21 protein-coding genes and 2 pseudogenes are annotated in these 26,169 nt (G+C 70.5%); 13 read left to right on the top strand and 10 right to left on the bottom strand.

Annotated features, from left to right (window positions below; genetic code table 11):
- Nucleotides 1-3: 3 nt before the first annotated feature.
- Nucleotides 4-1,302 carry a glycosyltransferase gene (locus HNR20_RS24170; RefSeq protein WP_184183996.1) on the bottom strand — a complete coding sequence of 433 codons (1,299 nt, stop codon included), beginning with the start codon at nt 1,300-1,302 and terminating at the stop codon, nt 4-6.
- Nucleotides 1,303-1,469: 167 nt separating this feature from the next.
- On the opposite strand from HNR20_RS24170, the gene HNR20_RS24165 reads away from it, so the two are divergent.
- Nucleotides 1,470-2,951, top strand: a complete 1,482-nt coding sequence (locus tag HNR20_RS24165; RefSeq protein ID WP_184183993.1) for an O-antigen ligase family protein — start codon at nt 1,470-1,472, stop codon at nt 2,949-2,951.
- Here the strand turns inward: HNR20_RS24165 and HNR20_RS24160 are convergent.
- The 3 genes from HNR20_RS24160 to HNR20_RS24150 all read right to left on the bottom strand — a co-directional run bounded on the left by HNR20_RS24160 (nt 2,945) and on the right by HNR20_RS24150 (nt 6,631).
- Nucleotides 2,945-3,880: an NAD-dependent epimerase/dehydratase family protein gene (locus tag HNR20_RS24160; protein ID WP_229687387.1), complete on the bottom strand. Its 936-nt coding sequence runs from the start codon at nt 3,878-3,880 to the stop codon at nt 2,945-2,947. The genes HNR20_RS24165 and HNR20_RS24160 overlap by 7 nt on opposite strands.
- A 139-nt stretch (nt 3,881-4,019) precedes the next feature.
- Nucleotides 4,020-5,120, bottom strand: a complete 1,101-nt coding sequence (locus HNR20_RS24155) for a glycosyltransferase family 4 protein (RefSeq protein ID WP_184183989.1) — start codon at nt 5,118-5,120, stop codon at nt 4,020-4,022.
- 173 nt (nt 5,121-5,293) lie between these two features.
- Nucleotides 5,294-6,631, bottom strand: coding sequence for a lipopolysaccharide biosynthesis protein (locus HNR20_RS24150; protein WP_184183986.1), 1,338 nt, complete (start codon nt 6,629-6,631; stop codon nt 5,294-5,296).
- A gap of 558 nt (nt 6,632-7,189) precedes the next feature.
- Between HNR20_RS24150 and HNR20_RS32445 the strand changes: the two are divergent.
- Nucleotides 7,190-8,251: pseudogene (locus HNR20_RS32445) on the top strand (glycosyltransferase); the annotation flags it as partial.
- A 20-nt stretch (nt 8,252-8,271) separates the two neighbouring features.
- Here the strand turns inward: HNR20_RS32445 and HNR20_RS32775 are convergent.
- The gene (locus tag HNR20_RS32775; RefSeq protein ID WP_184183983.1) at nt 8,272-8,970 is read right to left on the bottom strand and encodes an acyltransferase; all 699 of its coding nucleotides are present in this window, start codon (nt 8,968-8,970) and stop codon (nt 8,272-8,274) included.
- Nucleotides 8,970-9,512, bottom strand: a complete 543-nt coding sequence (locus HNR20_RS24140; RefSeq protein WP_229687350.1) for a DapH/DapD/GlmU-related protein — start codon at nt 9,510-9,512, stop codon at nt 8,970-8,972. The genes HNR20_RS32775 and HNR20_RS24140 overlap by 1 nt, the downstream gene beginning before the upstream one ends.
- 270 nt (nt 9,513-9,782) lie before the next feature.
- Between HNR20_RS24140 and HNR20_RS24135 the strand changes: the two genes are divergently transcribed.
- The 3 genes from HNR20_RS24135 to HNR20_RS24125 all read left to right on the top strand — a co-directional run bounded on the left by HNR20_RS24135 (nt 9,783) and on the right by HNR20_RS24125 (nt 15,059).
- Nucleotides 9,783-10,874: an ATP-grasp domain-containing protein gene (locus HNR20_RS24135; RefSeq protein WP_184183978.1), complete on the top strand. Its 1,092-nt coding sequence runs from the start codon at nt 9,783-9,785 to the stop codon at nt 10,872-10,874.
- A gap of 67 nt (nt 10,875-10,941) precedes the next feature.
- Nucleotides 10,942-14,046 carry a M14 family metallopeptidase gene (locus HNR20_RS24130; RefSeq protein WP_184183975.1) on the top strand — a complete coding sequence of 1,035 codons (3,105 nt, stop codon included), beginning with the start codon at nt 10,942-10,944 and terminating at the stop codon, nt 14,044-14,046.
- Between the two features lie 101 nt (nt 14,047-14,147).
- Nucleotides 14,148-15,059 carry an NAD(+)/NADH kinase gene (locus HNR20_RS24125; protein ID WP_221310984.1) on the top strand — a complete coding sequence of 304 codons (912 nt, stop codon included), beginning with the start codon at nt 14,148-14,150 and terminating at the stop codon, nt 15,057-15,059.
- 132 nt (nt 15,060-15,191) lie between these two features.
- Here the strand turns inward: HNR20_RS24125 and pgm are convergent, their stop codons facing one another.
- Both pgm and glgC read right to left on the bottom strand, forming a co-directional pair.
- Nucleotides 15,192-16,835, bottom strand: coding sequence for a phosphoglucomutase (alpha-D-glucose-1,6-bisphosphate-dependent) (pgm, locus tag HNR20_RS24120; protein WP_184183969.1), 1,644 nt, complete (start codon nt 16,833-16,835; stop codon nt 15,192-15,194).
- 31 nt (nt 16,836-16,866) lie between these two features.
- Complete coding sequence (glgC, locus tag HNR20_RS24115; protein WP_184183966.1) at nt 16,867-18,099, bottom strand: glucose-1-phosphate adenylyltransferase; 1,233 nt, start codon at nt 18,097-18,099, stop codon at nt 16,867-16,869.
- 72 nt (nt 18,100-18,171) lie between these two features.
- Here glgC and glgA point away from each other — a divergent pair, with 72 nt between their 5' ends.
- Together glgA and HNR20_RS24105 are read left to right on the top strand one after the other, a co-directional pair.
- The gene (glgA, locus tag HNR20_RS24110) at nt 18,172-19,401 is read left to right on the top strand and encodes a glycogen synthase (RefSeq protein ID WP_229687351.1); all 1,230 of its coding nucleotides are present in this window, start codon (nt 18,172-18,174) and stop codon (nt 19,399-19,401) included.
- Nucleotides 19,402-19,415: 14 nt separating this feature from the next.
- Nucleotides 19,416-19,880 carry a hypothetical protein gene (locus HNR20_RS24105; protein WP_184183963.1) on the top strand — a complete coding sequence of 155 codons (465 nt, stop codon included), beginning with the start codon at nt 19,416-19,418 and terminating at the stop codon, nt 19,878-19,880.
- A gap of 17 nt (nt 19,881-19,897) precedes the next feature.
- On the opposite strand, the gene HNR20_RS24100 is transcribed toward HNR20_RS24105, so the two are convergent.
- Nucleotides 19,898-20,842, bottom strand: a complete 945-nt coding sequence (locus tag HNR20_RS24100; RefSeq protein WP_184183960.1) for an inositol-3-phosphate synthase — start codon at nt 20,840-20,842, stop codon at nt 19,898-19,900.
- Nucleotides 20,843-20,913: 71 nt separating this feature from the next.
- On the opposite strand from HNR20_RS24100, the gene HNR20_RS24095 reads away from it, so the two are divergent.
- Nucleotides 20,914-22,164, top strand: a complete 1,251-nt coding sequence (locus HNR20_RS24095; RefSeq protein ID WP_184183957.1) for an HNH endonuclease signature motif containing protein — start codon at nt 20,914-20,916, stop codon at nt 22,162-22,164.
- Nucleotides 22,164-22,382 (top strand): annotated as a pseudogene (locus tag HNR20_RS32945) (hypothetical protein); the annotation flags it as partial. The gene HNR20_RS24095 and the pseudogene HNR20_RS32945, both read left to right, overlap by 1 nt.
- Here the strand turns inward: HNR20_RS32945 and HNR20_RS24085 are convergent.
- Nucleotides 22,379-22,564, bottom strand: a complete 186-nt coding sequence (locus tag HNR20_RS24085) for a hypothetical protein (protein WP_184183953.1) — start codon at nt 22,562-22,564, stop codon at nt 22,379-22,381. The pseudogene HNR20_RS32945 and the gene HNR20_RS24085 sit on opposite strands and share 4 nt — an antisense overlap.
- A gap of 108 nt (nt 22,565-22,672) precedes the next feature.
- Here HNR20_RS24085 and HNR20_RS24080 point away from each other — a divergent pair, with 108 nt between their 5' ends.
- The 4 genes from HNR20_RS24080 to HNR20_RS24065 are packed head-to-tail and all read left to right on the top strand — an operon-like array spanning nt 22,673 to nt 26,083.
- The gene (locus tag HNR20_RS24080; RefSeq protein WP_184183950.1) at nt 22,673-23,500 is read left to right on the top strand and encodes an ABC transporter ATP-binding protein; all 828 of its coding nucleotides are present in this window, start codon (nt 22,673-22,675) and stop codon (nt 23,498-23,500) included.
- On the top strand, nt 23,497-24,294 hold the full coding sequence (locus HNR20_RS24075; protein ID WP_229687352.1) for an ABC transporter permease: 798 nt from the start codon (nt 23,497-23,499) through the stop codon (nt 24,292-24,294). Before HNR20_RS24080 ends, HNR20_RS24075 begins: the two co-directional genes overlap by 4 nt.
- Entirely contained in the window at nt 24,291-25,412 is a 1,122-nt protein-coding gene (locus HNR20_RS32770) for a sensor histidine kinase (protein WP_184183947.1), read from the top strand. Before HNR20_RS24075 ends, HNR20_RS32770 begins: the two co-directional genes overlap by 4 nt.
- Before the next feature lie 26 nt (nt 25,413-25,438).
- Nucleotides 25,439-26,083, top strand: a complete 645-nt coding sequence (locus HNR20_RS24065; RefSeq protein ID WP_184188892.1) for a response regulator — start codon at nt 25,439-25,441, stop codon at nt 26,081-26,083.
- The last annotated feature ends 86 nt before the right edge of the window (nt 26,084-26,169 follow it).

The raw sequence follows: 26,169 nt of genomic DNA, 5'->3' as shown, positions 1-26,169 counted from the left end.
TGGTCAGCGGTCGGATCGGCTGGCGACGGCACGCGACTCGGTGTCACGCCCGGTGACGGACCGCTGCGTCGTCACCCCGTGCGTGGCGGACCCGTCCACGAGCCCGACCAGGAAGCCCTGCATCCGCTGACCCTGCACGGCACGGTTGCGGGTCTGAACGACGAAGTCCCGTCCCGCCGCCCCGAGCGCCGCGGCCTCGCCCGCCGGCATCCCGAGAACCTGCTCGATCGCGGCGCGTAGCCCCGCGGCCGTGTCTGTCGCGGCGTAGACCAGGTACGGCCGGTAGTCGTCGGGAATGCCCGGCAGACTCGTCGACACCACCGGCACGCCGTTCGCGAGATATTCGATGATCTTCGAGGGGAACGAGTAGGGGACGAAGTACTGGTCGACGGGGCGAGGGTTGACCAGCACCGCGGCGCCGGCCAGGCGCTGGCCGAGCCGGGCCCGGTCGAGCAGTTGCGGTGCGGCGATGCGCGGATCGGCGGACGCCTGGTCGCGGAGCCACGGTTCGAGTTCACCGCGACCGAAGACGGACAGCCGCAGGTCGGGGTCGGACAGCCCACGAAACGCTTCCACCAGACGGTCCACGCCGTACGAGTGGCTCAACCCGCCGGCATAGATGATCTCCCGGGTCCCGCTGCCGACCTGCGGTCGAGGGCCGACTGCAGGTGGTGGGGTGCAGATGCCCTCCATGATGAGACGGGGACGCCCCGGGGCGAAGTCCTCGGCGAGCGGGAGCGTCAGGGCGATCACCCCCGAGCAGCGCTTCAGGGCCGCCCGGACCAGCGCCACGTCGAGCCCGCGCAGCAGCCGCACCGCACGTCCCTCCCCCGGCTGCCCCACTCCCGGGGGGTCGGTGAGGATCGGCACCACGGGAATGCGGCGCAGGCGGGCCAGCGCCAACCCACACCAGAGGAACGGCGTGTGCACGCCGTGGATCAGGAGGACGTCGACCGGGTCCCGCCTGGTCGATCGACTGCCGTGCCACCAGGCCGAGAAGAACCGGCTGAGGTGCTTGATGCCCAGGACGTTCAGGAAGCCGAGTTGCTGGCCGTCGACCCCGTCGTGGTGGAAACGGCTGGCGCGGAACCGGAGCCGACGGTTGCGCGGGTAGTTCGACACCGGCGCCGCGGAGAGCAGACGTACGGCGCAGCCGGCGTCGCGCAGGCCGTTGACCACGGCCCAGGCGAAGGTGTGGGTCTGCGTGGCATGCGTGGCGTCGCCGGCCATCACCCGCCTGAGCACCTCGTCGGGCAGCGTGAACCCGAGCAGCGCGACGCGCAGGATCCGATCGTCGGACATGGCGACACTCCCCCGGGGCACAGCGGTGCGTCCTGCACGACCGCCTCGGAGCAATAACCCTCGGCGACGGCCGATGGTTATGCAGGCGGAGCCGCCAGGCGAATCAGGAATGTGCGCCTTTTCCACTTTGATGGGTTGCGTGGCCTTATGGTGGTTTGACTGCGGGCTTGAGGAAGGCGACGAATGTTGGACAGGACGACGACCGTGGCGACGCTCGCAACTACCCCGGGACGGCTGAGGTGACGGCGGTCCTGCCCGATCGCGAAGGACGCCACGCTCTCACGCCCTCCCTGGCCGGGGCCCGGGCCGCGACCGGCCGGGCCACCGGACGCCACCCGGTCGGGGCGACGCCCGTGCCCGGGGACCGACCACTGTCGGCACGGCACATTCCCGGGCTCGTGCTCGTCTGCGCGATCGCCTTCGGCAGCCAATGGGCCACCAGCGCCACGAACCGCTATGGCGCGGTCGCCGCCCTCGCGGCCATCCTGGTGAGTGGCCGGGCGCCCCGGCTCCTCCCACCCGACGTGCTGGCCGCCGCCACCGGGTTGTGGGTCTGCGTCACGCTGTTCTGGGCGGCGGACTTCGACGCCGCGCTTCGCATGGCCTATCTGTACGGCGCTGCCTGCGCCATGTTCATCGCCGTCCGCCACGTCGTCCGGACCCGAATGGCGCTCTTCGCCGTCGGCTACGCCTTCCTGGCCGGCTGCATCGCCACCACCGTCAAGCTGATCAACAACCCCGTCCCCAACTCGTTGACGGCTCGCGACTCGGTGTTGGACTTCTCGATCCGGTACGGCGTCGAGGGAGTCAACTACAACTACACGGCGTACAGTCTCGCGGCCGGCGTCATGCTCGCCGGCGTGCTGTTGCTGCTGCGTCCCTCAACGAAGATCGAGATGCTCTGCATCGCCGCGATCGCGGCCGTCCTGTTCTGGGGAGTGCTCCTCACCGGGACGCGGGGAGCGTTGATCGCGATCCTGGTCGCTCTCGGCTTCCTGCTGTTGAGCACCGTGGCGGCGCGGCCGGCGCGGACGTTGGCTGTCGTCGTGGTGCCCATCGTCCTCATCGGGGTGCCGCTCGGTCTCTACCGGGTGCTCGGCTCCGAGATGCTCTGGCTCGATGGCTACTTCGCGGGCCGGGCCACCGGGGACCTGTCCGGGCGGCTGTACATCTGGCCGTACGCGTTGTCGTCCTGGGGCGAGTCACCGGTGCTCGGCATCGGTCCCGGCATGTTGACCGCCACCGGCGATCTGCAGGTGGGAGCGCACAATCTCCTGTTGAGCGTGGGCAACGACCTGGGATTGATCGGGGTCCTCCTCTACGCCGGACTGCTCACGTTCGCGCTGGCCGGCCCCTTCCGGCACTCCTCGCCCACCTGCTTCCGCGTGGCGGGCGTCTTCCTGGTCAGCCAGACGCCGATCTGGCTGACCGGTCACTGGGAGGTCTCGCCGGTGTGTTTCGTGGCCCTCGCGCTCGTGTCCGTCGCGCCAGCGGCGTTGCGCCCTCCGGTGTCACAGAGCGGCCCGAAAACAGCGCCGCCGCACACCGCCCTGGCGGCGGGACGGGTCGGAGCCTGGCCACACCCGGTCGGGCGCCCCCTGAGCAGCGCGAGATCAGCCGAGCGGATGCGACGCCCGGCGACCTACTGACCCGCGAGCACGCGACCGGACATCCAGGCCACGGTCTGCTCGAGACCGGTGCGCAGCGGCACCGGCCCCACCGAGGGAAACAGCTCCCGCAGCCGGGTGCAGTCGGCCTGCGAGTCCCGCACGTCACCGGCGCGCGGCGGTTCGTGCTTCACCGGCAACGGGCGACCCAGGATGCGCTCCATCTCGGCGATCAGGTCGAGCAGCGAGATCCGCGCGCCGAAGGCAAGGTTGACCACGTCGGTGGTGGACACCCGGCGGACGATGGCGTCGACGATCACCGAGGTGACGCTGCCGACGAAGGTGAAGTCGCGGGTCTGCCGGCCGTCGCCGTGCACCCGCAGCGGCTCACCGGCGAGCGCGGCGGTGATGAACCGGGGCAACACCGCGGCGTACGCGTGGTGTGCCGCCTGCCGTGGGCCGAAGACGTTGAAGAAGCGGAACGGCAGCACGCCAATGTCGTAGCAGGAGGCGTAGGCGACCGCGTACGCCTCGGCGGCCAGCTTGGAGACCGCGTACGGCGAGACCGGCATGGGCCGCAACCCCTCCTGTCGGGGCAGCACCGGATTGGCACCGTAGACCGACGAGGACGACGAGAGAATCACCTGCTGTACGCCGTGCCGGCGGGCCGCCTCCAGCACCATCAGCGTCCCGGTGGCGTTGGCGTGGTGGGTGGGCAGTGGCCGGTCGATGGAGCGCGGCACCGAGCCGAGGGCGCCCAGGTGCACCACGGTGGCCGCACCGACGAACGCCTCGTCCAGCAGGTCCGGGTCGAGCACGGTGCCCTGGTACAGCCGGGCCGGCTGGCCATGCAGATTGTCCAGCAGGCCAGTGGACAGGTCATCGACGACCACGACCTCGCTCACCTGTGGGGCCTGGTCCAGCGCCCGCACCAGGTTGGCGCCAATGAAGCCGGCACCCCCGGTCACCACTACCTTCAACGCGTCTCCCTGCTCGGCTCGGCCCCCGAGCGGGCGGGCGGCGTGGAGCCCACCCGACGGCACAGCGGCAGCGACCGCGACGGCCGCCAGTGGGACAACGAGCGCTGGTCCCGCAGGTCACGTGATCGTGCTACTCCTGGATGATCCGCTGGTAGACCCGGTCGAGGGCGCCGAGCATGACGTCGAGGCTGTAGCTCTCGGCTACCACCTTGCGGCCCAACTCGCCCACGTGGCGGCGCTCGGCGGCGTCGTCGAGCAGCGGCGACAGCGCCCCGGCCAGGGCGTCTGGATCACCCGCTGGCACCAGCCGTCCGCCGCCCGCGCGCAGCACCTCGACGTTGCCGCCGACCGCCGACGCGACGACCGGCAGCCCGTGCGCCATCGCCTCCAGCAGCGCGTTGGAAAGGTTCTCGTGCAGGGTCGGGAAGACGAAGACGTCCGCCGCGGCGAGCAGGTCGGGCACGTCGAGCCGGTTGCCGAGCAGCCGCACCTCGACCCCGTCGACCCCGGCCAGGAGGGCCGCGACCGCGTCCCGGTCGGGTCCGTCACCGGCGACCAGCAACACCCGCCGGGCGGCGGACTGCTGCTGCCGCCGGTTGGTGGACGGTGGCAGCCGGCGCAGCGCGTCGGCGAGGACGGCGTACCCCTTCTCCCAGGTCAACCGGGACACCGCGATCATGGCCACGTCGTCGGGGCGCAGGTCCAGTTCGGCACGGACCCGATCCCGGGACGCGCGGGGGCGCGTCGGCAGCGGCACCCCGTTGGGAATCACCCCGACGAACTTCCCGCCCAGGCCGCCGAGGAAGCCCCGGCCGGCGGCGTACTCGCAGACGGTGCCGACGTGGGTGGCCAGCCGCAGGGTCGCGGGCTCGGCGCCGTACACCAGCAGCCGGCGCCGCCAGGGCCGCCCGGACTGACGCAGGTCGCGTACCGTGCCGTGCACGGTCACCAGGACCCGCGGGCAGCCGGCGAGGCGGGCGGCGAGCACCCCGTGCAACCCCTCGTTCTGCAACCCCCGTACGTGCACCAGGGCGGGTCGGACCCGCCGAAGCAGGCGCACCCACTCCCGCAGCAGCGGCACATTCAGGCTTCCGTTGCCCGCGCTCTGGTGCATCCGGACGAACTCGTACCGGTCAGCCAGGGACGAGGAGAGCACCCGCTGCACGGCGGTCAACGGGCCGTTGGCCCCGGGGATGCCGGCCGAGTGCTGCACCACCACCGGCCGGGTCACGTTGCGACTCCGACCGGCTCCGGGTGGCGCGGGCTGTCACTCACGGTCAAACACTGCATGAACCCTCATTCCAACGGCGGCTCAGCGACGACCCGATCCGGGTGCGCTGACCGCGCCACGGTTGGTAACTGCGACCCCGGCGGCGAGGTGACGCGACGCCGCAGGGTGCCCGTTCAGGTGCCCACGACGGGCTCGATCTGGGCGTGCCGGCCGGACACCGGTTCCGCTCCGGCGATCGCACGGCGGTAACCGATGACGGCGGCCGGCAGCACCGTCAACACGTACGTTCCGGCCGATGCCAACGCCACGCCGGGCAGACCCACCCGCGCGGCCAGCACGATCTTCAGGGGTACGGCCAGCAGCAGGCAGGCCGCCCAACCGACGAACTGGGGCCGGAGCAGACCGATGCTGTTCTGCACCATGAACAACGGGGCCGCGACGGCCAGCAGCACCGACCACACGGCGAGCGCGGCAAGCAGGGTGCGTGGCACCGGCGCGAGATCGGTGGAGCGCACCCAGAGTCTCAGCACGTCGTCACCGAAGAGCACGAGCGCAACTCCCGGCACGGCGACCACGGCGGCGGACAGGTAGACCATCCGGGGCGTCGTACGCCGCACCCAGGCCAGGTCACCGCGCGCCAACGCCTCGCCGTTGGCCGGCCACAGCGGCAGGTTCACCAGCGTGATGAAGAGCGTCAGCAGGGCGAACATTCGCAGGACGACCGCGTACGTCGCCGCGGCGGGAAGCCCGAGCACCCGGCTGATCAGGAAGCCGTCGAGGTTGAGCACCACCGAGGAGAGCACCGAGAGCAGGAAGAACCGGGCGCCCAGCCGAAGCAGCCCCCGGGCCACCGCCGCTCGCACGTGCCGCAGGCGGGGTCGCAGCCCTCGGTCCTGCCAGCCGAAGTAGCAGAGGGCGTTGGCGAGGTTGACCAGCGGCACCGCGAGCACCGCGCCGGCGATCACCAGCAGCGGGTCGGCCCCGCCGGCGACCACCACGTAGACCACGACGACCGAGACCAGACTGCCGCCGGCCTGCCAGAGATTGCTCTGGGCCACCTGCTGCTGGGCGTACTGGACGCGCTGGATCAGAGCGAGGGGGATGTTGACCAGGAACGCGCCGAAGCAGAGCAGCACCACCGGGCGGGCGTCGCGGGCGACCGCCGGATCGGTCGCGTTCAGCAGCGCCGGCCAGGGCACCAGCCGCAGGGTCATCGCCAGGAGGCCGAGCAGCAGTACGGACACCGCGCCGAGCAGTGCGTAGGCGCTGGAAACCTCCCGGGCGGCCGCCTCCCGTTCGCCGGTGCCTTGCAGCCTGGCCAGTCGGGTCAGCAGCCCGTTGCCGAGCCCGAAGTCCGCGAAGAGCGCCATGCCGGTGAGGGAGGTGACCGCCATCCAGAGGCCGAACCGCTCGGCTCCCAGGCTGCGGAACGCCAGCGGCGTGATCAGCAGGGGCGCGGCCAACCCGACCATCTTGCCGGCCAGCGAGGACACGATGCCGCTGGCGAGCACCCGGCTCCGGGATTTCGGCGCCCGGTGCGGGGCGACCGGGGTTGATCGCCGTCGGGTTGGTTCGACGCGGTTCGACAGCTGTACGCCGTCGACCGCCCGGTGCCGCCCGACGGCCGATGTCGACCTGGCCTCTCCGACAGCCCCGTGACGGGGAGGCATCAGACCCGCCGCGACGCTGGCCGGCAGAGCCTCACCAGCTCATCGTTCGCGCTGCGCGGTCGGCGGACGGCGGCACACACCTGCCCGGTGATCGGTGGTCGCATGCCGGTGCCGCCTCCATGCCCCGTCGACAGGTCATTCCTACAACGACGGCCACCTGCGGCGGTGACGAATAGTGGCTGATTCGTCACTCGACGCACCGCGACACGACGCATGGACACCGTGTGGCTACAGAGGACAACCTAGACTAAACGCTCAAACCGCCAGGAACCCATTCCCAGGGAGCAGCTTGTGGGACAGCCCGCCACCACCGCGCACCTCATCCCGGCCCTCCTCCGGCCCGGCGCGACGCCGCAGGTGCTGGCCTTGGCCGCGTACCGGTTCCCGCACGGTGACGCGATGTCCAACCGCCTGCTGCAACTGGCGCGGTCCGCCACTCCGCCCGGCGGGGTGACACTGGTGGTCAACGACTGGCCCGACGACGGGTCGCGCCCTGCCGTCGCTCCGGACCTGCCACCGGACGTGCGACTGATCACCCTGCCCCGCCGCCGCATCGGCGGTGGCGTCCTCGGCCGCTGGCTGCACCGGCGCATCCGCCCGCTGCGGGTGCTCGCCGCGCTGCGCCGCGCGGGAGTCCGCCCGAGCGGGCTGGCTGGCGTGTACCTGCCGCTGGGCCTGTGGGACCTGCTCACCTGGGCGGTGCTGCGTGCGGCGGTGCGCTGCCCGGTGACCGTGGACGTGCTCGAACGGCACGACCGGGCGCAGTTCCCCCGGGGCTGGCGCACGCCGTACTTCCTCCGGCACCGGTGGGCGTTCGCCCTGGTCGGCCGGCTCGCCGACCGGGTCATCGCCATCTCCGAGGCGCTGGAGCGGCACTTCGTCGGCCAGGGCCGGCAGACGCTGGTGGTGCCGCCACAGGTGGACTGCGCCAGCTACGACGACCCCGCCCCGCCCTCGCTCGACGAAGGGCTCCGGCTGCTCTACGCGGGCTCGGCCGGCGCCAAGGACCAACTGGCCGTGGTGCTGGAGGCCATCCGCGGCCTCGCGCCCGCCGATCGGGCCCGGGTGCGCCTGGTGATCGCCGGGGTAAGCCGGGAACAGGCCGGCAACCTCTCCGACCTGGACGAGGCCCGCTCCGCCGACCTCGACGACCAGGTGTGCTTCCTCGGCTGGGTGCCGCGCGAACGGGTGCTCGCCGAGCTGGGCCGGGCACACTTCTCGGTGCTGGTCCGCCCGCCGGTCGGGTACGCGCAGGCGGGCTTCCCGTCCAAGGTGCCGGAGAGTCTGGCCGCCGGCTGCCCCGTGCTGCTCAACCACACCAGCGACCTCCGCCGGTACATCGTGGACGGCCGGGAGGGCATCGTGCTCGACGGTTCGGGCGCGGACGACGTGCGGCGTGGGCTGGAGCGGGCGCTGCTGCTCGACGATCCGGGCTGGGCGGCGATGAGCCGGGCGGCCCGCGAGCGGGCACACTGCTTCGACTACCGGGCCTGGCGGCCGGTGGTCAGCGACTTCGTCACCGGCGCCGGCCGCGGCTCGGGCACCGGCAGCCCGGCCAGGCCGGCGAGTTCGGCGGAGGTCAGTCGGCGCTCCGGCGGGTAGAGCTGCCGCTCATGGTCCTGGATGGTCTCCAGCGGCCAGCGCAGTCGGATCACCCGGGCCGGGTTGCCGGCCGCCACCGCGTACGGTGGCACCGACCGGGTGACGACCGCGCCGGCACCGATCACCGCGCCCCGACCGATGGTCACGCCGTGCAGGATCACCGCCCGGGTGCCCACCCAGACGTCGTCCCCGATGACGACCCCCCGGTCGTGGGTCTCGTCGTCGGGGTCCTTGTCGACCGCGATCATCGGTACGCCGACCTGGTCGATGCGGTGGTTGCCACCCCGGATGGTCACCTCGGGACCGAACATGACGTTGTCGCCGATCCGGATCCGCGCCCGAGCCGCCATCAGGACCGGCCGGTACCCGAGGTCCACATTGCGCCCAACCTCGATCGTCTCGCAGGTGTAGACGCCGTCCGGGTCGAAGGTGAAGTTGTCCCCGCGGGCGGCGAACCGGCCGGCCAGGGCGAGGCCGCGGACAGCCCGACGGGCCCGGGCACCGGCGCACAGGAGACGATCCAGCGCCACGGCCGCCGGGCCGAGGAGGGCGCCGGGCCGACCGGCGGCGACGCGCATCAGACTCCCGCCCTGCCGGCGCCGGCCTGCTCGGGCACCCCGTAGATCTGACGGATCACCGCGGCCTTCTCGGCCGCCGGCAGGTGCCCGCACCCCAGCGATCGGGCGCGCATCCGGTCGAGATAGTCGTCGACGCTGCGGATAACCCGGGCCGGAACGCCAGCCGCGACGCTGTTGTCCGGGATGTCCCGCGTCACCACCGAGCCGGCGCCGACGATGCAGCGGTTGCCGATCGTCACCCCGGGCAGGATGGTCGTCCGCACGCCGAGGTAGACGTCGTCCCCGATGCTGATCGGCGCGGTCCACTCCAGGTCCGGCACCTCCTTGCGGAGGATCAACGTGCCGCCGTCGTGGGTGATGAACTGGACCCCCGCGGTGATGTAGACGTTGTCGCCGAGGGAGACGAGCCACGGCTCGGAGCCGAACATCGCCCGGTCGATGCCGTAGAAGCGGACCCGGCCCCGCAGGTTGACGCCGAGGGACCGGGCGAATCCCTCCGGGTCCCGGGCGGCGGCCCGCCGGTCCCGCAGGGCTCTTGCCACGCCGCGCACCATGCTGAGCAACGCTGACCCCCGGTTCTCTGGGTGGGACTGATCGCGCGGTCCGAATTGTAATTCGACCTACTCGCCAGCATTGCCGCAATCGCCGAAATGGCGGACAGAGGATGGCAACCATCGCAATGTGAATAACGCACACCTTGGGATTTGTGGCGTTATGCCCTATTTGTACATGTTGTACTGGCCGGCGTCCTGCCCATCGGATCGCCCGCAGCGCGCCCCCGGCCGAGAGCCTTCGCCAGCAGAGAGACCGACATGACCAGAATTCTGCTCCTGACCGACTACCGCGGCACGTTCTACTCCACAGCCCGCACAAGGCACGGTCTGTGCACGATGGACCTCGACAAGATCACCGCGTACCTCACCCGCGCCGGCCTCGAACCTGAGGTCGTCCGGTTCGCCGACCTGGACCTGAGCGACGGCCTGCACGGCGTGCCGGTGCTCTACACCTCGTCCGAGGACCGCGGGCTGCACTACAAGAGCTGGATCGAGGATCTGGTACTCGCGCTGGAAACCGCCGGCGCGCGGGTCATCCCGGGTTACCGCTACCTGCGCGCGCACCACAACAAGGTGATGATGGAGGCGCTGCGCGCCCAACTCTTCCCGCAGGACGCCCGCCGCCTCGGCACCCGCACCTTCGGCACCTACGAGGAACTCGCCACGACGAAGCTGGACGGGCCGTGGCCGAAGGTGGTCAAGTCGGCGTACGGCGCTGGCTCCCAGTTCGTGGCCCGCGCCGCCGACCGACAGGAACTGCTGCGGACCGCCCGCACCCTCAGCCAGACCCGCGACCGCACCGAGGCCGCCCGCGAACACGGCCGGCGGCTGCTGCGCCGCGACCACCACGCCCACTCACTGCACCGACAGAAGTTCCTGGTGCAGGCGTTGGTTCCTGGGTTGGACGGTGACTTCAAGGTGCTCCGGATGGGCGAGCGGTACTACACCCTGTACCGCCGTAACCGCCCCGGTGACTTCCGGGCCAGCGGCAGCGGCGACTTCGACTTCTCGGACATGGCGGGCGTCGATCCGAACGCGTTGCTCGACTACGCGGAGCAGATTTCCGACATCCTCGGCACACCGCTCACCTCGCTGGACATCGGCTACGACGGCGCGGAGTTCCATCTGTTCGAGTTCCAGTGCCTGCACTTCGGCACGGTGACCGCGGAGAACTCGACCGGCTACCACGTCCGGGCGGGCGGCAGGTGGCGGTACGTCGAGGAGGAGTGCGACATCGAGGCGGTGTTCTGCGAGGCGATCGTCGGGCACCTGCGGCGCTCCGGGCCAGCACTTCCCCGGCCATCACACCAGGCAGTGGCAACGACACGGACAGCAACCTCTCGCCCATAGAACTATTGACATCGATAACGCCACGCCGAAGGCTCGCGCCTACAGGTCCTTCACCCAAGGAGGCGCGATGAGACCGAGACGACTGGCGATCGCCAGCGTGGTCACCCTGCTCGGCGCACTGGCGATAGCCCCGCCGGCAAGCGCGAAGCCACCGTCCGACCCCGGCGCACGCGACGGCCTGGAGGTGTACGTCGGCACGGTCGACGCGAAACAGCGGGATCAACTACGCGCGGCGGGGGTCGACCTCGGCCACGACGCGAAGACGGACTCGGCCGGCCGCACGACGGTCGAGACGGTGCTCAGCCGCCGGCAGGCCAAACGGTTGACCGACAAGGGCGTCCCGCTGTCGGTGAAGAAGGTGCACGGCAAGGACGCGTCACAGGCGCTGCGGGAGCAGGCCGCGGCAGGCTGGACGGCGTTCCGCCCCTACGGGGAGCCGGGCGGCCTCCGGGACGAGCTGAACGCCACCGCCGCGCGGTTCCCGAAACTGACGAAGGTCGAGACGGTCGGCCGCAGCCAGCAGGGCCAGCCGATCCTCGCCCTGAAGGTCACCAAGAACGCGCGGACCGTCGCGGACGGCAAGCGACCGGCGGTCCTCTACGCGGGTGCGCAGCACGCCCGCGAGTGGATCACTCCGGAGATGACCCGCCGGCTGATGCACCACGTGCTGAACAGCTACGGCACCGACAGGGAGATCACCCGCCTTCTGGACTCGACCGAGCTGTGGTTCCTGCCGGTCGCCAACCCGGACGGCTACGACCACACCTTCACCCCCGGCAACCGGCTCTGGCGCAAGAACCTGCGCGACAACAACGGCGACGGGCAGATCACCTCGGGCGACGGCGTCGACCTCAACCGCAACTTCAGCTACAAGTGGGGGTACGACAACGAGGGCTCGTCACCCGAACCGAACAGTGAGACCTACCGTGGCCCCGGCCCCAACTCGGAGCCGGAGACCGTAGCCCTGGACCGGCTCTTCAAGCGGGTCGGTTTCGAGTTCTTCGTCAACTACCACTCGGCGGCCGAGTTGCTGCTCTACGGCGTCGGCTGGCAGGTGAGCACCCCGACCCCGGACGACGTGATCTACGAGGCGATGGCCGGTGACGACGCGCACCCCGCGGTGCCCGGCTACGACCCGGACATCTCCGCCGAGCTGTACACCACCAACGGTGACACCGACAGCCACGCCACCGTCAAGTACGGCACGTTGGGCTTCACCCCGGAGATGTCCACCTGCGAGGCCGCCTCGGCGGTCGACCCGGACGACGAGTGGCGCCCGGAGGACTGCGTCAGCGGCTTCATCTTCCCCGACGACGAGGCCCTCATCGCCGGCGAGGTGAGCAAGAACCTGCCGTTCGCGCTGGCCGTGGCGAAGTCGGCGGCGGACCCGGACGAGCCGGTGTCGGTCGTCGGTCGGAGCACCCCGGACTTCGAGGTGGACACGTTCGACACCTCGTACGGGCGCACCCAGCAGGTCGCCTCGATCACCCGTCGTTCACTCAAGAACGTCCGGATGCACTACCTGATCAACGGCGGGCGGCCGAAGACGGTCGCGGTCCGCGAATGGCGCGGCGGCGAACGGTACGGCGACACGCACGACGACTACTACGCCGAGCTGCGCGGCACGGTCACCGGCGCGAAGCCGGGTGACCGGGTGGAGGTCTGGTTCACCGGGAACAAGCCGCGTGCCGGCGTGGTCGCCAGCGAACACTTCACCTACCGGGTGCACAGCGACATAGGCGGCGACGTGCTCGTCCTCGCCATGGAGGACGTCACCGGCCTCAGCCCGGCGCAGACCGGGACCACCGCGAAGTACGCCGACGAGGTCGCGGCGTCGCTGAGGGCCGCCGGGCGCAGCAGCGACGTGTACGACTTCGACGCGATGGGCCGCAAGGCGCCACACCCGCTCGGCGTGCTGTCGCACTACAAGGCGGTGGTCTGGGAAACCGGCGACGACGTGATCCTGCGCGGCCCCGGCCAGGTGGCCGGCACCACGGCCAAGGCGGCGCTGGACACCGAGCTGGCCGTCCGGGACTACCTCAACGAGGGTGGCAAGCTCCTGATCAGCGGCCAGTACGCGCTGTTCGCGCAGGGCGCCAACGGGTCGTACGTCTATCACCCCGACGCGCCGCCGGAGTGCACCGACGCCGAGGCCCTCAGCTGCCTGCCGTTGTTGAACGACTTCCAGCAGTACTGGCTGGGCGCGCACACCTACGTCAGCGACGGCGGAACCAGCCCGGACGGCGACCCGTACCCGGTCGCCGGGACCGCCGCCCCGTTCACCGGCTTCAGCGGGCAGCTCAACGCACCCGGGTCGGCGGAGAACCAGGCGCACACCGCGTCGTTCCTGACCACGTCGAGCTTCCTGCCACCGGACGAGTTCCCACAGTTCGCCAGCTCCGCGCCGGTGGGCTGGACCCGGCCGGGCGGCGCGCCGTTCGACCCGCGTACGGGTGAGTGGTACCTGCACAGCGGGCAGGCCGACGAGTCGTACAAGCGGCTCACCCGCACGGTGGACCTCACCGGGGCGAGCAGTGGTGAGTTGCGCTTCTTCACCTCGTACGAGATCGAGCAGAACTGGGACTTCCTCTTCGTCGAGGCGCACGAGGTGGGCACCGACAACTGGACGACCCTGCCGGACACCAACGGCAAGACCGGCACGGTCACCGGGGAGAGCTGCACCAGCGGCTGGGACGAGCTGCACCCGTTCCTCGCCCACTACCAGGGTGCGGACTGCTCCCCCACCGGAAGCACCGGCGCCTGGAACGCCGCGACCGGGACGTCGAACGGCTGGAAGGAGTTCGCGGTCGACCTGTCCGGCTACGCCGGCAAGCAGGTGGAGGTGTCGATCACGTACGCCTCGGACTGGTCCACGCAGGGTCTGGGCGTCTTCGTGGACGACACGCGGGTACTCGTCGACGGTGCGACCGTGGCGGAGACCTCGTTCGAGTCGGCCGACCTGGGCGGCTGGACGGTGGCCGGGCCACCGGCCGGGTCCGGTGGCAACGCCAACGACTGGTCACGCAGCCAGCAGGCGTTCGAGGAGGGCTCGGTGGTGGTCACCGGGGACACGGTGTACCTGGGCTTCGGGCTGGAGGGTCTGCCCCCGGCGGCCCGCGATGACCTGGTCGCCCGCTCGCTGACCCATCTGACCGGTCGACCCCGCCGCTGACGGCGACGAAGGTGCGCCGGTGGTCTCCGGACCGCCGGCGCACCTTCTGTGTACGCCGGGTGCGGTCACCGCCGATGTGATGAGCTGTACGGGTGTCGGGGCTGGGACTTGTGCTGCACCCCACCCGGGATGTCACCGAGGTGGTCGGGATCATCGAACGGTGGGCGACGCGCCACCACAAGACGTTGATGGTGCGTGAAGAGGACCAGCACCGCGTGCCGTCCTTCGTCGAAACGATGCCGGCGGACGAGGTCGCCATCCGCGCCGACGCGTTGATCAGCATCGGCGGCGACGGCACCATGCTGGGTGCGCTGCGCTCCGCCGTCCGGGATCCGAAGCCGGTCCTCGGCGTACACCTGGGTCGTCTGGGTTTTCTCGTCGAGATCGAGCCGCCGGAGCTGCCCGAGGCGCTGAGCCGGTTGCTGTCGAAGGACTTCACCATCGAGTCGCACGCCTGCCTCGAATGTGACGTCTGCGGTGACGACATCGTGGCGTTCAACGACATCGCGCTGGTCCGCCAGCCTGGCTCCGGCTTCGTCAACCTCACCCTCGCCATCGACGGCCAGCAGTACGGCTACTACCGCAGCGACGCCGTGGTGGTCAGCACCCCGATCGGCTCGACGGCGTACAGCTACGCCGCCGGAGGCCCGCTGGTCTCCCCCGCGGCCGACTCGGTGGTGATCACCCCGTCGGCGCCGATGGCCGGCATCTCCCGGTCGGTGGTGCTCTCGCCGGACGAGAAGATCCGGCTGGAGCTGCAGCCCGAATCGTCGGCGGTCGTGGTGGAGATGGACGGTCTGGTATTCCGCGACGCGGCGACCGAGGGGGCCGTGGACATCAGCTACCGCCGCAACGCCGGCCTGGTGGTCCGCCTGGACCCGCTGCGTTACCAGGAACGCAACCAGCTGAAGATGAGCCTGCTCGACCTGCCGTTCCTACCCGACCAGCTCAGCGAACTACTCCCCAAAGAGCTCCTACGCCGAACCCAACAACAACTACCCCCACCCTGCTAACCCCCACCCCGCCCGGCCCCCGCCCCCGCCCGCGCCGTTGATCATGAAGTTATTGCCACCTGGAGCGGCGTGTCGTGGCAATAACTTCATGATCAACGCGGGGTCGGGGGGTTCAGGGTGGGGGGGTTGGGGTTAGGGGTTCGTTAGGGCTTGGTCTACCAGGTTTTTGGCTTCTTCCTGGATCTGCTTGAGGTGGTCGGGGCCCTGGAAGGACTCTGCGTAGATCTTGTAGACGTCCTCGGTGCCGGAGGGCCTCGCGGCGAACCAGCCGGACTCGGTGCTGACCTTGAGGCCGCCGATCGGTGCGCCGTTGCCGGGGGCGGTGGTCAGCGTCGCGGTGATCGGCTCACCAGCGAGCTCGGTCGCGGTGACCTGCTCCGGGGAGAGCTTGGCGAGCACGGCCTTCTGCTCCCGGCTGGCCGGGGCATCGATCCGGGCGTACGAGGGCGCGCCGAACTTCTCGGCCAACTCGGCCCAGTGCTCGCTCGGGCTGCGCCCGGTGGTGGCCAGAATCTCGGCGGCGAGCAGGCAGAGCAGCAGGCCGTCCTTGTCGGTGGTCCAGGTGGAACCGTCGCGACGCAGGAACGATGCTCCGGCGCTCTCCTCGCCGCCGAAGCCGACCGCCCCGTCCAGCAGGCCGGGCACGAACCACTTGAAGCCGACCGGCACCTCCAACAGTGGCCGGCCCAGGTCGGCGGCGACCCGGTCGATCATCGAGGAGGAGACCAGGGTCTTGCCCACCGCGGCGGAGGGACCCCAGTCGCTACGGGTACGGAACAGGTGACCGATCGCCACCGCCAGGTAGTGGTTGGGGTTCATCAGCCCGGCGTCCGGGGTGACGATGCCGTGCCGGTCGGCGTCCGCGTCGTTGCCGGTGGAGATCTGGAAATCGGCGCGAGCGGCGATCAGCGACGCCATCGCGTTGGGCGAGGAGCAGTCCATCCGGATCTTGCCGTCGCCGTCCAGGGTCATGAACCGCCAGGTCGGGTCGACCGTCGGGTTGACCACGGTCAGGTCCAGTCGGTGCCGCTCGGCGATCTCACCCCAGTACGCCACGCTCGCCCCGCCCAGCGGGTCCGCGCCGATGCGGACCCCGGCAACGCGGATCGCGTCGATGTCGATCGCGGCCGGCAGGTCGTCGACGTAGTGGGCGAGGAAGTCGTACTCCCCGGTGGTGTCGGCGGCCCGAGCCCGCGCGTAGGTGATCCGGCGGACCTCCTTGAGCCCGGCGGCGAGGATGGCGTTCGCCCGGTCCTGGATCCACCGGGTCACGTCGGTGTCGGCGGGCCCGCCGTTGGTGGGGTTGTACTTGAAGCCGCCGTCGTCGGGCGGGTTGTGCGACGGGGTGATCACGATGCCGTCGGCGAGGCCGCTGGTACGCCCCCGGTTGTGGGTGAGGATCGCGTGCGACAGCGCCGGGGTCGGGGTGTAGCCGTCGCGGCTGTCCACCAGCACGGTGACGCCGTTGGCGGCGAGCACCTCCAGCGCGTCGACCGCGGCCGGCGCGGACAGCGCGTGGGTGTCCCGGGCGAGGAAGAGCGGCCCGTCCAGCCCCTGCTCCCGGCGGTAGTCACAGAGCGCCTGGGTGACCGCCAGGATGTGGTCGGAGTTGAACGCGTTGCGCAGGCTGGAGCCGCGGTGGCCGGAGGTGCCGAAGGAAACCTGCTGCGCCGGGTCCGCTGGGTCGGGGTGCTCGGCGTAGTAGGCGGTCACCAGGCGCGGCACGTCGACCAGGTCGGCGGGCTCGGCGGGCTGGCCGGCACGGGGGTGGGTCACTGCGGGATCCTCCTCGGGGAGTGCGGAACGGTCACAGCTCGACCTTCTGGCCCTTGCCGATCACCACGATGCCATTGTCGGAGACGGTGTAGCGCTGCCGGTCCTTCTCCAGGTCGACGCCGATCTCGGCGCCCTCCGGGACGAACACGTTCTTGTCCAGGATGGCCCGCCGGATGACCGCGTGCCGGCCGATCTCCACACCCTCCATCAGCACCGAGCCCTCGACGTGCGCCCAGGAGTGCACCCGCACCTTCGGCGAGATGATCGAGTTTTCCACCAGCGACCCGGAGACCACCGACCCCGGGGAGACCATCGAGCCGACCGCCCGGCCGACCCGCTCGCCCCACTGGTGCACGAACTTCGCCGGCGGCCACGGAGGCTGCTCGGTGTAGATCGGCCAGTCGAAGTTGTAGAGGTTGAACACGGGGTGGACGTTGATCAGATCCATGTGCGCGTCGTAGAACGAGTCGAGCGTCCCCACGTCGCGCCAGTAGCCGCGGTCACGGTCGTCGCTGCCCGGCACCTCGTTGTCGCGGAAGTCGTAGACGTTGGCCTCGCCCCGCTCGACGAACATCGGGATGATGCTGCCGCCCATGTCGTGCTTGCTGGTCTTGTCTTCCGCGTCGCGCTCCACGGCCTCGCAGAGCGCCCTGGTGGTGAAGACGTAGTTACCCATCGAGGCGTAGATCTCGTCCGGTGCGTCCGGGAGGCCGACGGCGTCGGTGGGCTTCTCGCGGAACGCGCGGATGCGCTTGCCGTCCTCGCCGACTTCGATGACGCCGAACTGGTCGGCCATGGACAGCGGCTGGCGGATGCCGGCGACGGTCACCCCGGCGCCGGAGGCGATGTGGTCGTCCACCATCTGCCGCGGGTCCATCCGGTAGATGTGGTCGGCGCCGAAGACGATCACGTAGTCAGGCTGCTCGTCGTTGATCAGGTTGAAGCTCTGGTAGATGGCGTCGGCCGAGCCGGCGAACCACCAGGGACCGCGACGCTGCTGGGCGGGGACCGGGGTGACGTAGTTGCCGAGCAGCGTGGACATCCGCCAGGTCTTGGTGATGTGCCGGTCGAGCGAGTGGGACTTGTACTGGGTCAACACGACGATCTTGAGAAAGCCCGCGTTGGCCAGGTTGGAGAGGACGAAATCGACCATGCGGTACATCCCGCCGAACGGGACGGCCGGCTTGGCCCGATCTGTGGTGAGTGGCATCAGGCGCTTGCCCTCACCACCCGCCAGGACGATCGCGAGCACCTTGGCAGCCATGCCCCGACGCTATCCACCCGCGTCCGACTTCACCACTCGTACGGGGACTCTTCTGCACTAGGGTGCGAGGTCATGACGGAACCCACCCCTCTGCGCGTCGACCTTCTCACTCGTGAGTACCCGCCGGAGGTCTACGGCGGCGCCGGGGTGCACGTCGAGTACCTGGCCCGGGAGTTGCGCCGCCACACCGACGTACGCGTGCACTGCTTCGGTCTGCCGCGCACCGAGCCGGGCGTCACCGCGTACGCCGAATCGCCCGGCCTGACCGGCGCGAACGCCGCGCTGCGCACGATGGGCGTGGATCTGGAGATGGCCGCCGGCGCGGCCGGCACCGACGTGGTGCACAGCCACACCTGGTACGCGAACCTCGCCGGCCACACCGCGAAGCTGCTGCACGGGGTGCCGCACGTGGTGACCGCGCACAGTCTGGAGCCGCTGCGGCCGTGGAAGGCCGAGCAGCTCGGCGGCGGCTACGCGCTCTCCTCCTGGATCGAGCGCACCGCGATGGAGGCCGCCGACGCGGTGATCGCGGTCAGCGGGGGGATGCGCAACGACGTGCTCACCGCCTACCCGCAGATCGACCCGTCCCGGGTCCGGGTGGTCTACAACGGCATCGACACCATCCAGTACGCCCCGGACGGCGGCACCGACGTGCTGGACCGGCTCGGCATCGACCCGTCCCGGCCCAGCGTCGTGTACGTGGGAAGGATCACCCGGCAGAAGGGGCTGCCCTACCTGCTGCGGGCCGCCCGGGAGCTGCCGGCGGACACCCAGCTCGTGCTGCTCGCCGGCGCCCCGGACACCGCGGACATCGCCGCCGAGGTGGAGGAGTTGGTTGCCGAGCTGCGGGCCAACCGTTCCGGCGTGGTCTGGGTGGCGGAGATGCTGCCCAAGCCCGAGGTGATCCAGGTGCTCACCCATGCCACCGTCTTCGTCTGCCCGTCCGTGTACGAGCCGATGGGCATCGTCAACCTGGAGGCGATGGCCTGCGAGACGGCCGTGGTGGCGACCGCGACCGGCGGCATCCCCGAGGTGGTGGCCGACGGTGAGACTGGCTTGCTGGTCCCCATCGAGCAGGCCACCGACGGGTCCGGCCGACCGCTGGCCCCGGAGAAGTTCGTCGCCGACCTGGCGGCGGCGATCAACGCGCTGCTGGCCGACCCGACGCGCACCGCGCGGTTCGGCCTGGCCGGTCGGCAACGCGCCGTGGACCACTTCTCCTGGGACGCCATCGCCCGCCAGACGCTCGACGTGTACCGCTCGGTCGGCGCGGGCTCCGGCGCTGGCTTCGGCGCGGGCTGAGGGAGGCGGGCGAGATGCGGTACGACGAACTCGAAGCGGCGATCCTCCAGTTGGTCGTCGCGGCTGACGAGGATCAACTGCGCGTCTTCGGCCTCGAAACAGTCACCCGGCTGGTCCGGGGAGAACTGCTCGACACCGTCGCGGACGACGAGCTGGACGAGGACGGGTGGGCGGCGCTGACCAGCGCCCGCGAGAACGTCCGGACGGCCGACGCGACGGAGCTACGCGCAGAGCTGGAGCGGATCGAGGCGGGCATCCTCGCCGACGGCGACCTGGACCAGGGGCTCCTGATCGTCATCACCGCGCTTGAGCACTGGACCACCTACCTGGAGGAGAACGGGCGCGGAGAGCTCTTCGAGCTCGCCATCCGCTCCGTCGAGGAGGTCGACTTCCAGGTCTCCGCCGATCTGGACGACTTTCTCGGCACCCCGGAGATGGCCTCCGAGTACGAGCGGATCCGGCGCCTGCTCACCGCGTAGCCCGGTCGAGGCCGACCTCAGATCGCCGTCCCCGGCGGAGACTTGAGCATCGGCATCGCGTCGGCAACCCTTCCACCCTGCCCGTTTCGTAGCGCGCTGGCCGCCATCCGAATCAGGTCGATGTTGACCCCCGCGGCGCCACTCGGGTCGTGCACCTTCAGTTTCACGTCGAGGCTCACCGCTGTCTCGCCCCAACCCTGCGCTTCGAGATTGAGGTGCGCCACCTTCTGCGACTTGAGCTGCGACAGGTAACCGAGCGGAGCCAACTGCACCTTGTCGGCGCCCGACAGAGCGTTGAGCTTGGACTGGTGCTTGGAATTCGGGTTCTCGACCAGGTTGCGGAAGTCCTCGGTGCCGCCCAGATTGACCTGGTAGGAACTGACCAGAGTGAGACCGCGCTCCGCGAGCAACCGCAGCAGCGCGTCGTGCAGCACCGAGGTGCCGAACTGGCTCGCCAGGTCGTCGCCGAGCAGCGGCAGACCGGCCGCTTCGAACCTGCCCAGCAGCTCTGGGTCACGGGCTATCGGGTCGGCGGTGGTGTTGATGAACGCGACACCCGCACGGTGGGCGGCTTCCGCGTAGGCCTTGGCGGTCTGCGGCCGGCCACTCGGCGCCGAGTAGAGCAGCACCTCCGCCCCGGCCAGCGCCGCCGCCACCCGGTCGACCCCAGTCGCATCGACAAGCCCCCTGGTCACCGGGACATTCGCCCGGGGGAGTTCGCAGTCGAGCTTTGGGAAATTGTTGGGTGCCAGGAAGATCGCCTCGGTGAGGTCCCTGCCGATCTTCTCGTCCGAGGTGGCGAAAGCCGCGACGAAGTCGATGTCACCCACCCCGAGCCCGTCGATCACCGGCCTGCGGATGCCCACCAGGCTCCCGGTGTGGCGGTGAAGAGCAATTCCCTGCACCAGTGCCGAGGTGTTGTTACCGACCCCGACAACCGCAACTCTCGCCCGTTCGATCATGGGTCGGAGGCTACCCACCTGAGGGTGAATGATCCATAAGAAGTGTCGTACACCTGTTCTATTCTCTGCTGGTGATCGATGCGTTGGAGCAGGCCGAAGCCGCAGTGGCGGCCTGTTTCGACGCGGCCGCCTGGGCCGCTTCCGAGCCTGATCTCGTCGCGGCGTTGGATGCCACGCACCGCCTGGAGCAGCGCCTGGTCGCGGTCAAGCTGACCCTCGTGAGGGAGTTGGACGGTCGAGGCACCGCCACCGCGCAGGGCGCGTCCTGCACGGCGGTGTGGTTGCGAGACCGGCTGCGTCTCGGCGTCGGCGCCGCCCGCCGCCTCGTCGAGCTGGCCGCGACGCTCGATACCGGCCCGGCCGGGGTGCGTGACGCGTTGGCCGGTGGGTTGGTCGACGTGGAGCAGGTCCGGGTCATCGCCGAGACGGTCGAGACCGTCCACACCGCCGCCGGCCCGCAGGCCGCCGACAAGGCCGTCGGTGTACTCGTCGACTGGGCGGCGCAGTTCGACGCCGCTGGGTTGCGCAAGCTGGGCACCCGGATCCTGGACCACGTCGCCCCGGAGGTCGCCGAAGCTGCCACCGAGGCGGCGGTGCGGGCGCAGGAATCGCGGGCCGCCCGGGACCGGCACGTCACCATCAGCGAGCAACCCGACGGCCGACTACGCCTCACCGGCATCCTCGACATCGAGGCCGCCGCCCTGCTGCGCGCCGCCATCGACCCACTCACCGCGCCCACCGGGCCCGACGACACCCGCACACCCGGGCAACGCCGCCACGACGCCCTCGCCGACGTCTGCCGACTCGCCCTGAGCGGCGGCGACCTCCCCGAAAGCGGTGGCGACCGCCCGCAACTCGTCGTCACCACCACCTACGACGTCCTGCGCCAACACCTCACCAGGGGCACCCTCGACACCGGCGGGCAGCTCAGCGCCGACACCGTCCGCCGTCTCGCTTGCGACGCGAGAATCCTGCCCGCCGTGCTCGGCGGCAACGGCCTGGTCCTCGACGTCGGCCGACAACGCCGGCTCGTCACCGGCCCGCTACGCCGCGCGCTGGTCCTGCGCGACCGCGGCTGCGCCTTCCCCGGCTGCGACCGACCACCCCGCTGGTGCGACGCCCACCACATCCACCACTGGGCCGACGGCGGCCCGACCAGCCTCGACAACGCTGTGCTGCTCTGCGGCCACCACCACCGACACCTCCACCACAGCGACTGGGTCGTCCGCCTCGGGGGCGACGGCCACCCGGAGTTCATCCCACCCGCCTGGCTCGACCCCGAACAGGTCCCCCGCCGCAACCACTACCACCGACGCAATTAGCCGAGGACCAACCAACCGGGATACCACCGGGCAAGCAGGTCGCCGAAACTCGCGCCCTCGATCCGGCGCATCAGCGCGTCGTGGAACGCTGCTTCGACCGACTCAACCATTGGCGCAACCCGGCCACCCGATACGCCAAACGGGCATCGCTCTACCGGGCGAGCCTCGTCCTGATCGCCGCGATCATTTGGCTTTCAGAATCGATGCTGGATCCCTAGTCGCCGAACCGCTCGGTGAAGTTATGGATGAATGTCTCGGTCATGCCTCCGGCGAACACCGGGCGAACCGCGCCGAACTTCGCCAGCATGGCGCGGGCCCGGTCCCCCGACAGTGCGAGGCAGACCGCCAGAGTTCCGTACTCGACCTGCGATTTCGGCCGCCCGAACAGGGTTTCGATCACCTTCGGCAACGTCTGATTGCCGCGGGTGGTGTCCGTCGTCTGGTTGACAGCCGGGGTCAGTCCTCCGGTCGTCCCGGGGCGGGTGGGGTGCCGGCTTTGATGATTCCCATGACACCGATTGAAGTTCACGGCCTCCGCAAGACGTACGGGGGCACGGCCGCAATCGACGGAATCGACATGACTGTCGGCAGTGGAGAGGTCTTTGCGCTGCTCGGCCCCAACGGCGCCGGTAAGAGCACCACCATCGAGATCCTCGAAGGGCACCGCCGCCGCGACGGCGGCGACGTTCGGGTCCTGGGCGAGGATCCCGGCACGGCAGGACGCCGGTGGCGGTCCCGGATCGGCATCGTGCTGCAGACGGCTACCGATGCCGCCGACCTCACGGTCCGCGAGACCGTCCGGCATTTCGCCGGCTACTACCCCTCGCCCCGCGACCCGGACGAGGTCATCTCCGCCGTAGGGCTCACGGAGAAGGCTGACTCGCGGATCAGGTCGTTGTCCGGGGGGCAGCGGCGCCGCGTCGACGTGGCGCTGGGCATCGTCGGCCGCCCCGAACTGGTGTTCCTCGACGAACCGACCACGGGGTTCGACCCGGAGGCCCGTCGGCAGTTCTGGGCTCTGATCCGCTCCCTCGCGGCCGACGGAACCACGATCCTGCTCACCACCCACTATCTCGACGAGGCCGCTGCCCTGGCCGGCCGGCTGGCGATCATGCTCGGCGGGCGGATCGTCGCCGCGGGTACACCATCCACCATCGGCGGCCTGGCCCATGCACAAGCGACCGTCACCTGGCGCGACGGCGCCGGCCTGCACGAGGTCCGCACCGACTCCCCCAACACCGTCGTCGCGCAGCTCGGCCCGGACGTGACCGACCTGCAAGTCCGTCGTCCCAACCTGGAAGACGTCTATCTCGACCTGATCGGAGCCCGGTCATGACCATGCCCTCTGTTCTTTCGAACGGCCGCTCCCGGGGCTACCTCGAGGTCCTGCAGCTGATCCGGCAGAAGGACGCGCTCATCTTCACGTTCGCGTTCCCGGCGCTGCTCACGATCCTGCTCGGCCTGATCTTCGACACGCCCGTCATGCCCGGTTCGGAAACCACGCACAGCCAGGTCTTCGCCGCCGGCATGATCGCCTACGGCATCCTGTCGACGGCCTTCATCAGCATCGGCATCGGCATCGCCGTCGACCGCGGGGACGGCACCCTCAAACGCCTGCGGGGTACGCCGGTCACCGCCGGCGCCTACTTCCTCGGCAAGATCGTCCTGGTCTTCTTCGCCGCCGTCTTCGAAGTCGCGTTGCTGCTGCTCGTCGGCGTGCTGATGTTCGACCTGCCACTGCCCGCTGATGTCTCGCACTGGGTCACGTTCACCTGGCTGATGATGTTGTCGGTGATCGCCTGTACCCTGCTGGGCATCGCCGCGAGTTCCCTGGCCAGCTCGGCCCGCAGCGCGCCGGCGGTGCTCAACCTTCCCGTGCTCGTCCTGCAGTTCACGTCCGGCATCTTCGTGCACATCGCCGCGCTGCCCTCGGCGATGGTCAACGTCTCGGCGCTGTTCCCCATCAAGTGGATGGGGCAGGGATTCCGCTCGGTGTTCCTGCCCGACGCCCTCGCTTCAGAGGAGGTGGCAGGCTCATGGGAGCCCGGCAGGACCGCCCTGGTGCTGCTCGCCTGGTGCGTGATCGGCCTGGTGCTGAGCCTGCTGACGTTCCGGTGGTCGCGCCGGTGAAGCTCTCCCTCTGGGATCTGCTCTACGTCGTCGTGGTGGGCGCGGTCGTCGGCTTCATGCTCGTCGACCGGGCCCCCGGCGTCCTGAGCGCTCCGGCCGCCTCGATCCTGCTCGTGCTCTGCCTCGTCTGGTACGCGACGCACCGGCGGTTGCTGCTCTCCCCATGGCTCTTCGCCACCGTCCTCGGCTTGCTGCACCTCACCGCCGTCTGGCTCGACCACACCGCATCGTTCGCCCTGTTCGCCTGGGGGGCGATGTTGTTCGCGGCGCTGCCGTTGCGTTCCGCGATCGCCGCCGTCGCGGCGCTCGACCTGCTGCCGATACCGATCGCCCTGCTCCGCGACGGCACTCCGGCGAAGGTCCACGGTCTGGTGCCCCTCACCGTGCTCGGCCTTGTGTTCGCCGTCGTGGCCGGCACCTCCATCAGCCGCATCACCGCCCAGAACGAGGAACGCGCCGAGATGATCGCCGAGTTGTCCGCCAGCCGCGCCGAGGTCGCCCGCCTCTCCCACGAGGCTGGCGTCGCCACCGAACGGGCCCGCCTCGCCGCCGAGATCCACGACACCCTCGCCCAGGGCTTCACCAGCATCATCACTCTCGCCCAAGCCGCCGAAACCACCACCGACCCGGCCACCGTCCAGCACCGCCTGACACAGGTCGCGGACACCGCCCGCGAGAACCTCGCCGAGGCCCGTGCTCTCGTCGCCGCCCTCAGCCCCGCTGACCTGCACACGTCCGGCCTCGGCGACGCCGTACGTCGGCAGCTGTCCCGGCTCGCGTCGCAGACCGGGCTCCGCACCGCCTGTCACCTCGACCCCCGTCTTGCCGACCTCCCGACCGCGTCGCAGGTCGTGCTGCTGCGCTGTCTGCAGGAGGCCCTCACCAACATCCGCAAACACGCGAACGCCACCACCGTCGACGTTCAGCTCACGACGACCGGCACCGGCGTCGTGCTGAAGGTCGTCGACGACGGCGTCGGTTTCACCGCTCCCGCGCCGGGCGCCGTCTCCGGATTCGGGCTCGCCGGCATGCGCCAACGGGTCGAACAGGCCGGCGGCGTCTGTCGCGTCGACAGCCGCCCCGGCACCGGCACCACCATCAAGGTCGAGCTCTCATGACCCACGCGCCCCGCACCGAAGCCGCCATGATCCGCATCCTGCTGGTCGACGATCACCCCGTCGTCCGCGACGGCCTGCGCGGCATGCTCGAATCCGAACCCGACCTGGCCGTCGTCGGCGAGGCCGGCTCCGGCGAGGAGGCCGTCGCCGCCGCCCACACCCACCACCCCGACGTCATCCTCATGGACCTGCGGATGCCCGGCCTCGACGGCCCCGGCGCCACCGACCGCATCCTTGCCGCGCTGCCACAGACCCGGGTCGTCGTCCTCACCACCTACGACACCGACGCCGACATCCTGCGCGCCGTCGAAGCGGGCGCCTGCGGGTACCTGCTCAAGGACGCCACTCGCACCGACCTCACGGCCGCCATCCGCGCTGCCGCCCGCGGCGAGACAGTCCTCACTCCGTCCGTCGCCGGCCGCCTCGTCGAGCAGGTCCGCAACCCGCCCCGCCCCGCCACCACCCCGATCCTCTCGGCCCGCGAAGTGCAGGTCCTGTCCCTGGTGGCCACCGGCCGCACCAACGCCGACATCGGCCGCATCCTGCACATCACCGAGGCGACCGTGAAGACCCACCTGCTCCGCGCCTTCAACAAACTCGACGTCAGCGACCGCACCGCCGCCGTCACCACCGCGATGGCCCTCGGCGTCCTCCCCCCGGCCCACCCCTGACTTCCCCGGCTGACCCCTTACTTCCCCCGGCCCGCCCCTGACCCCGCTGGACGTCAGCCGTACCGCGAAGATCCACACAACGTCGG

It is taken from the genome of Micromonospora parathelypteridis, from assembly GCF_014201145.1.
In the GTDB taxonomy this organism is placed as follows: domain Bacteria; phylum Actinomycetota; class Actinomycetes; order Mycobacteriales; family Micromonosporaceae; genus Micromonospora; species Micromonospora parathelypteridis.
Note: the sequence above shows the minus strand (reverse complement) of the source record. Positions and strands in the feature narration are given on the sequence as shown.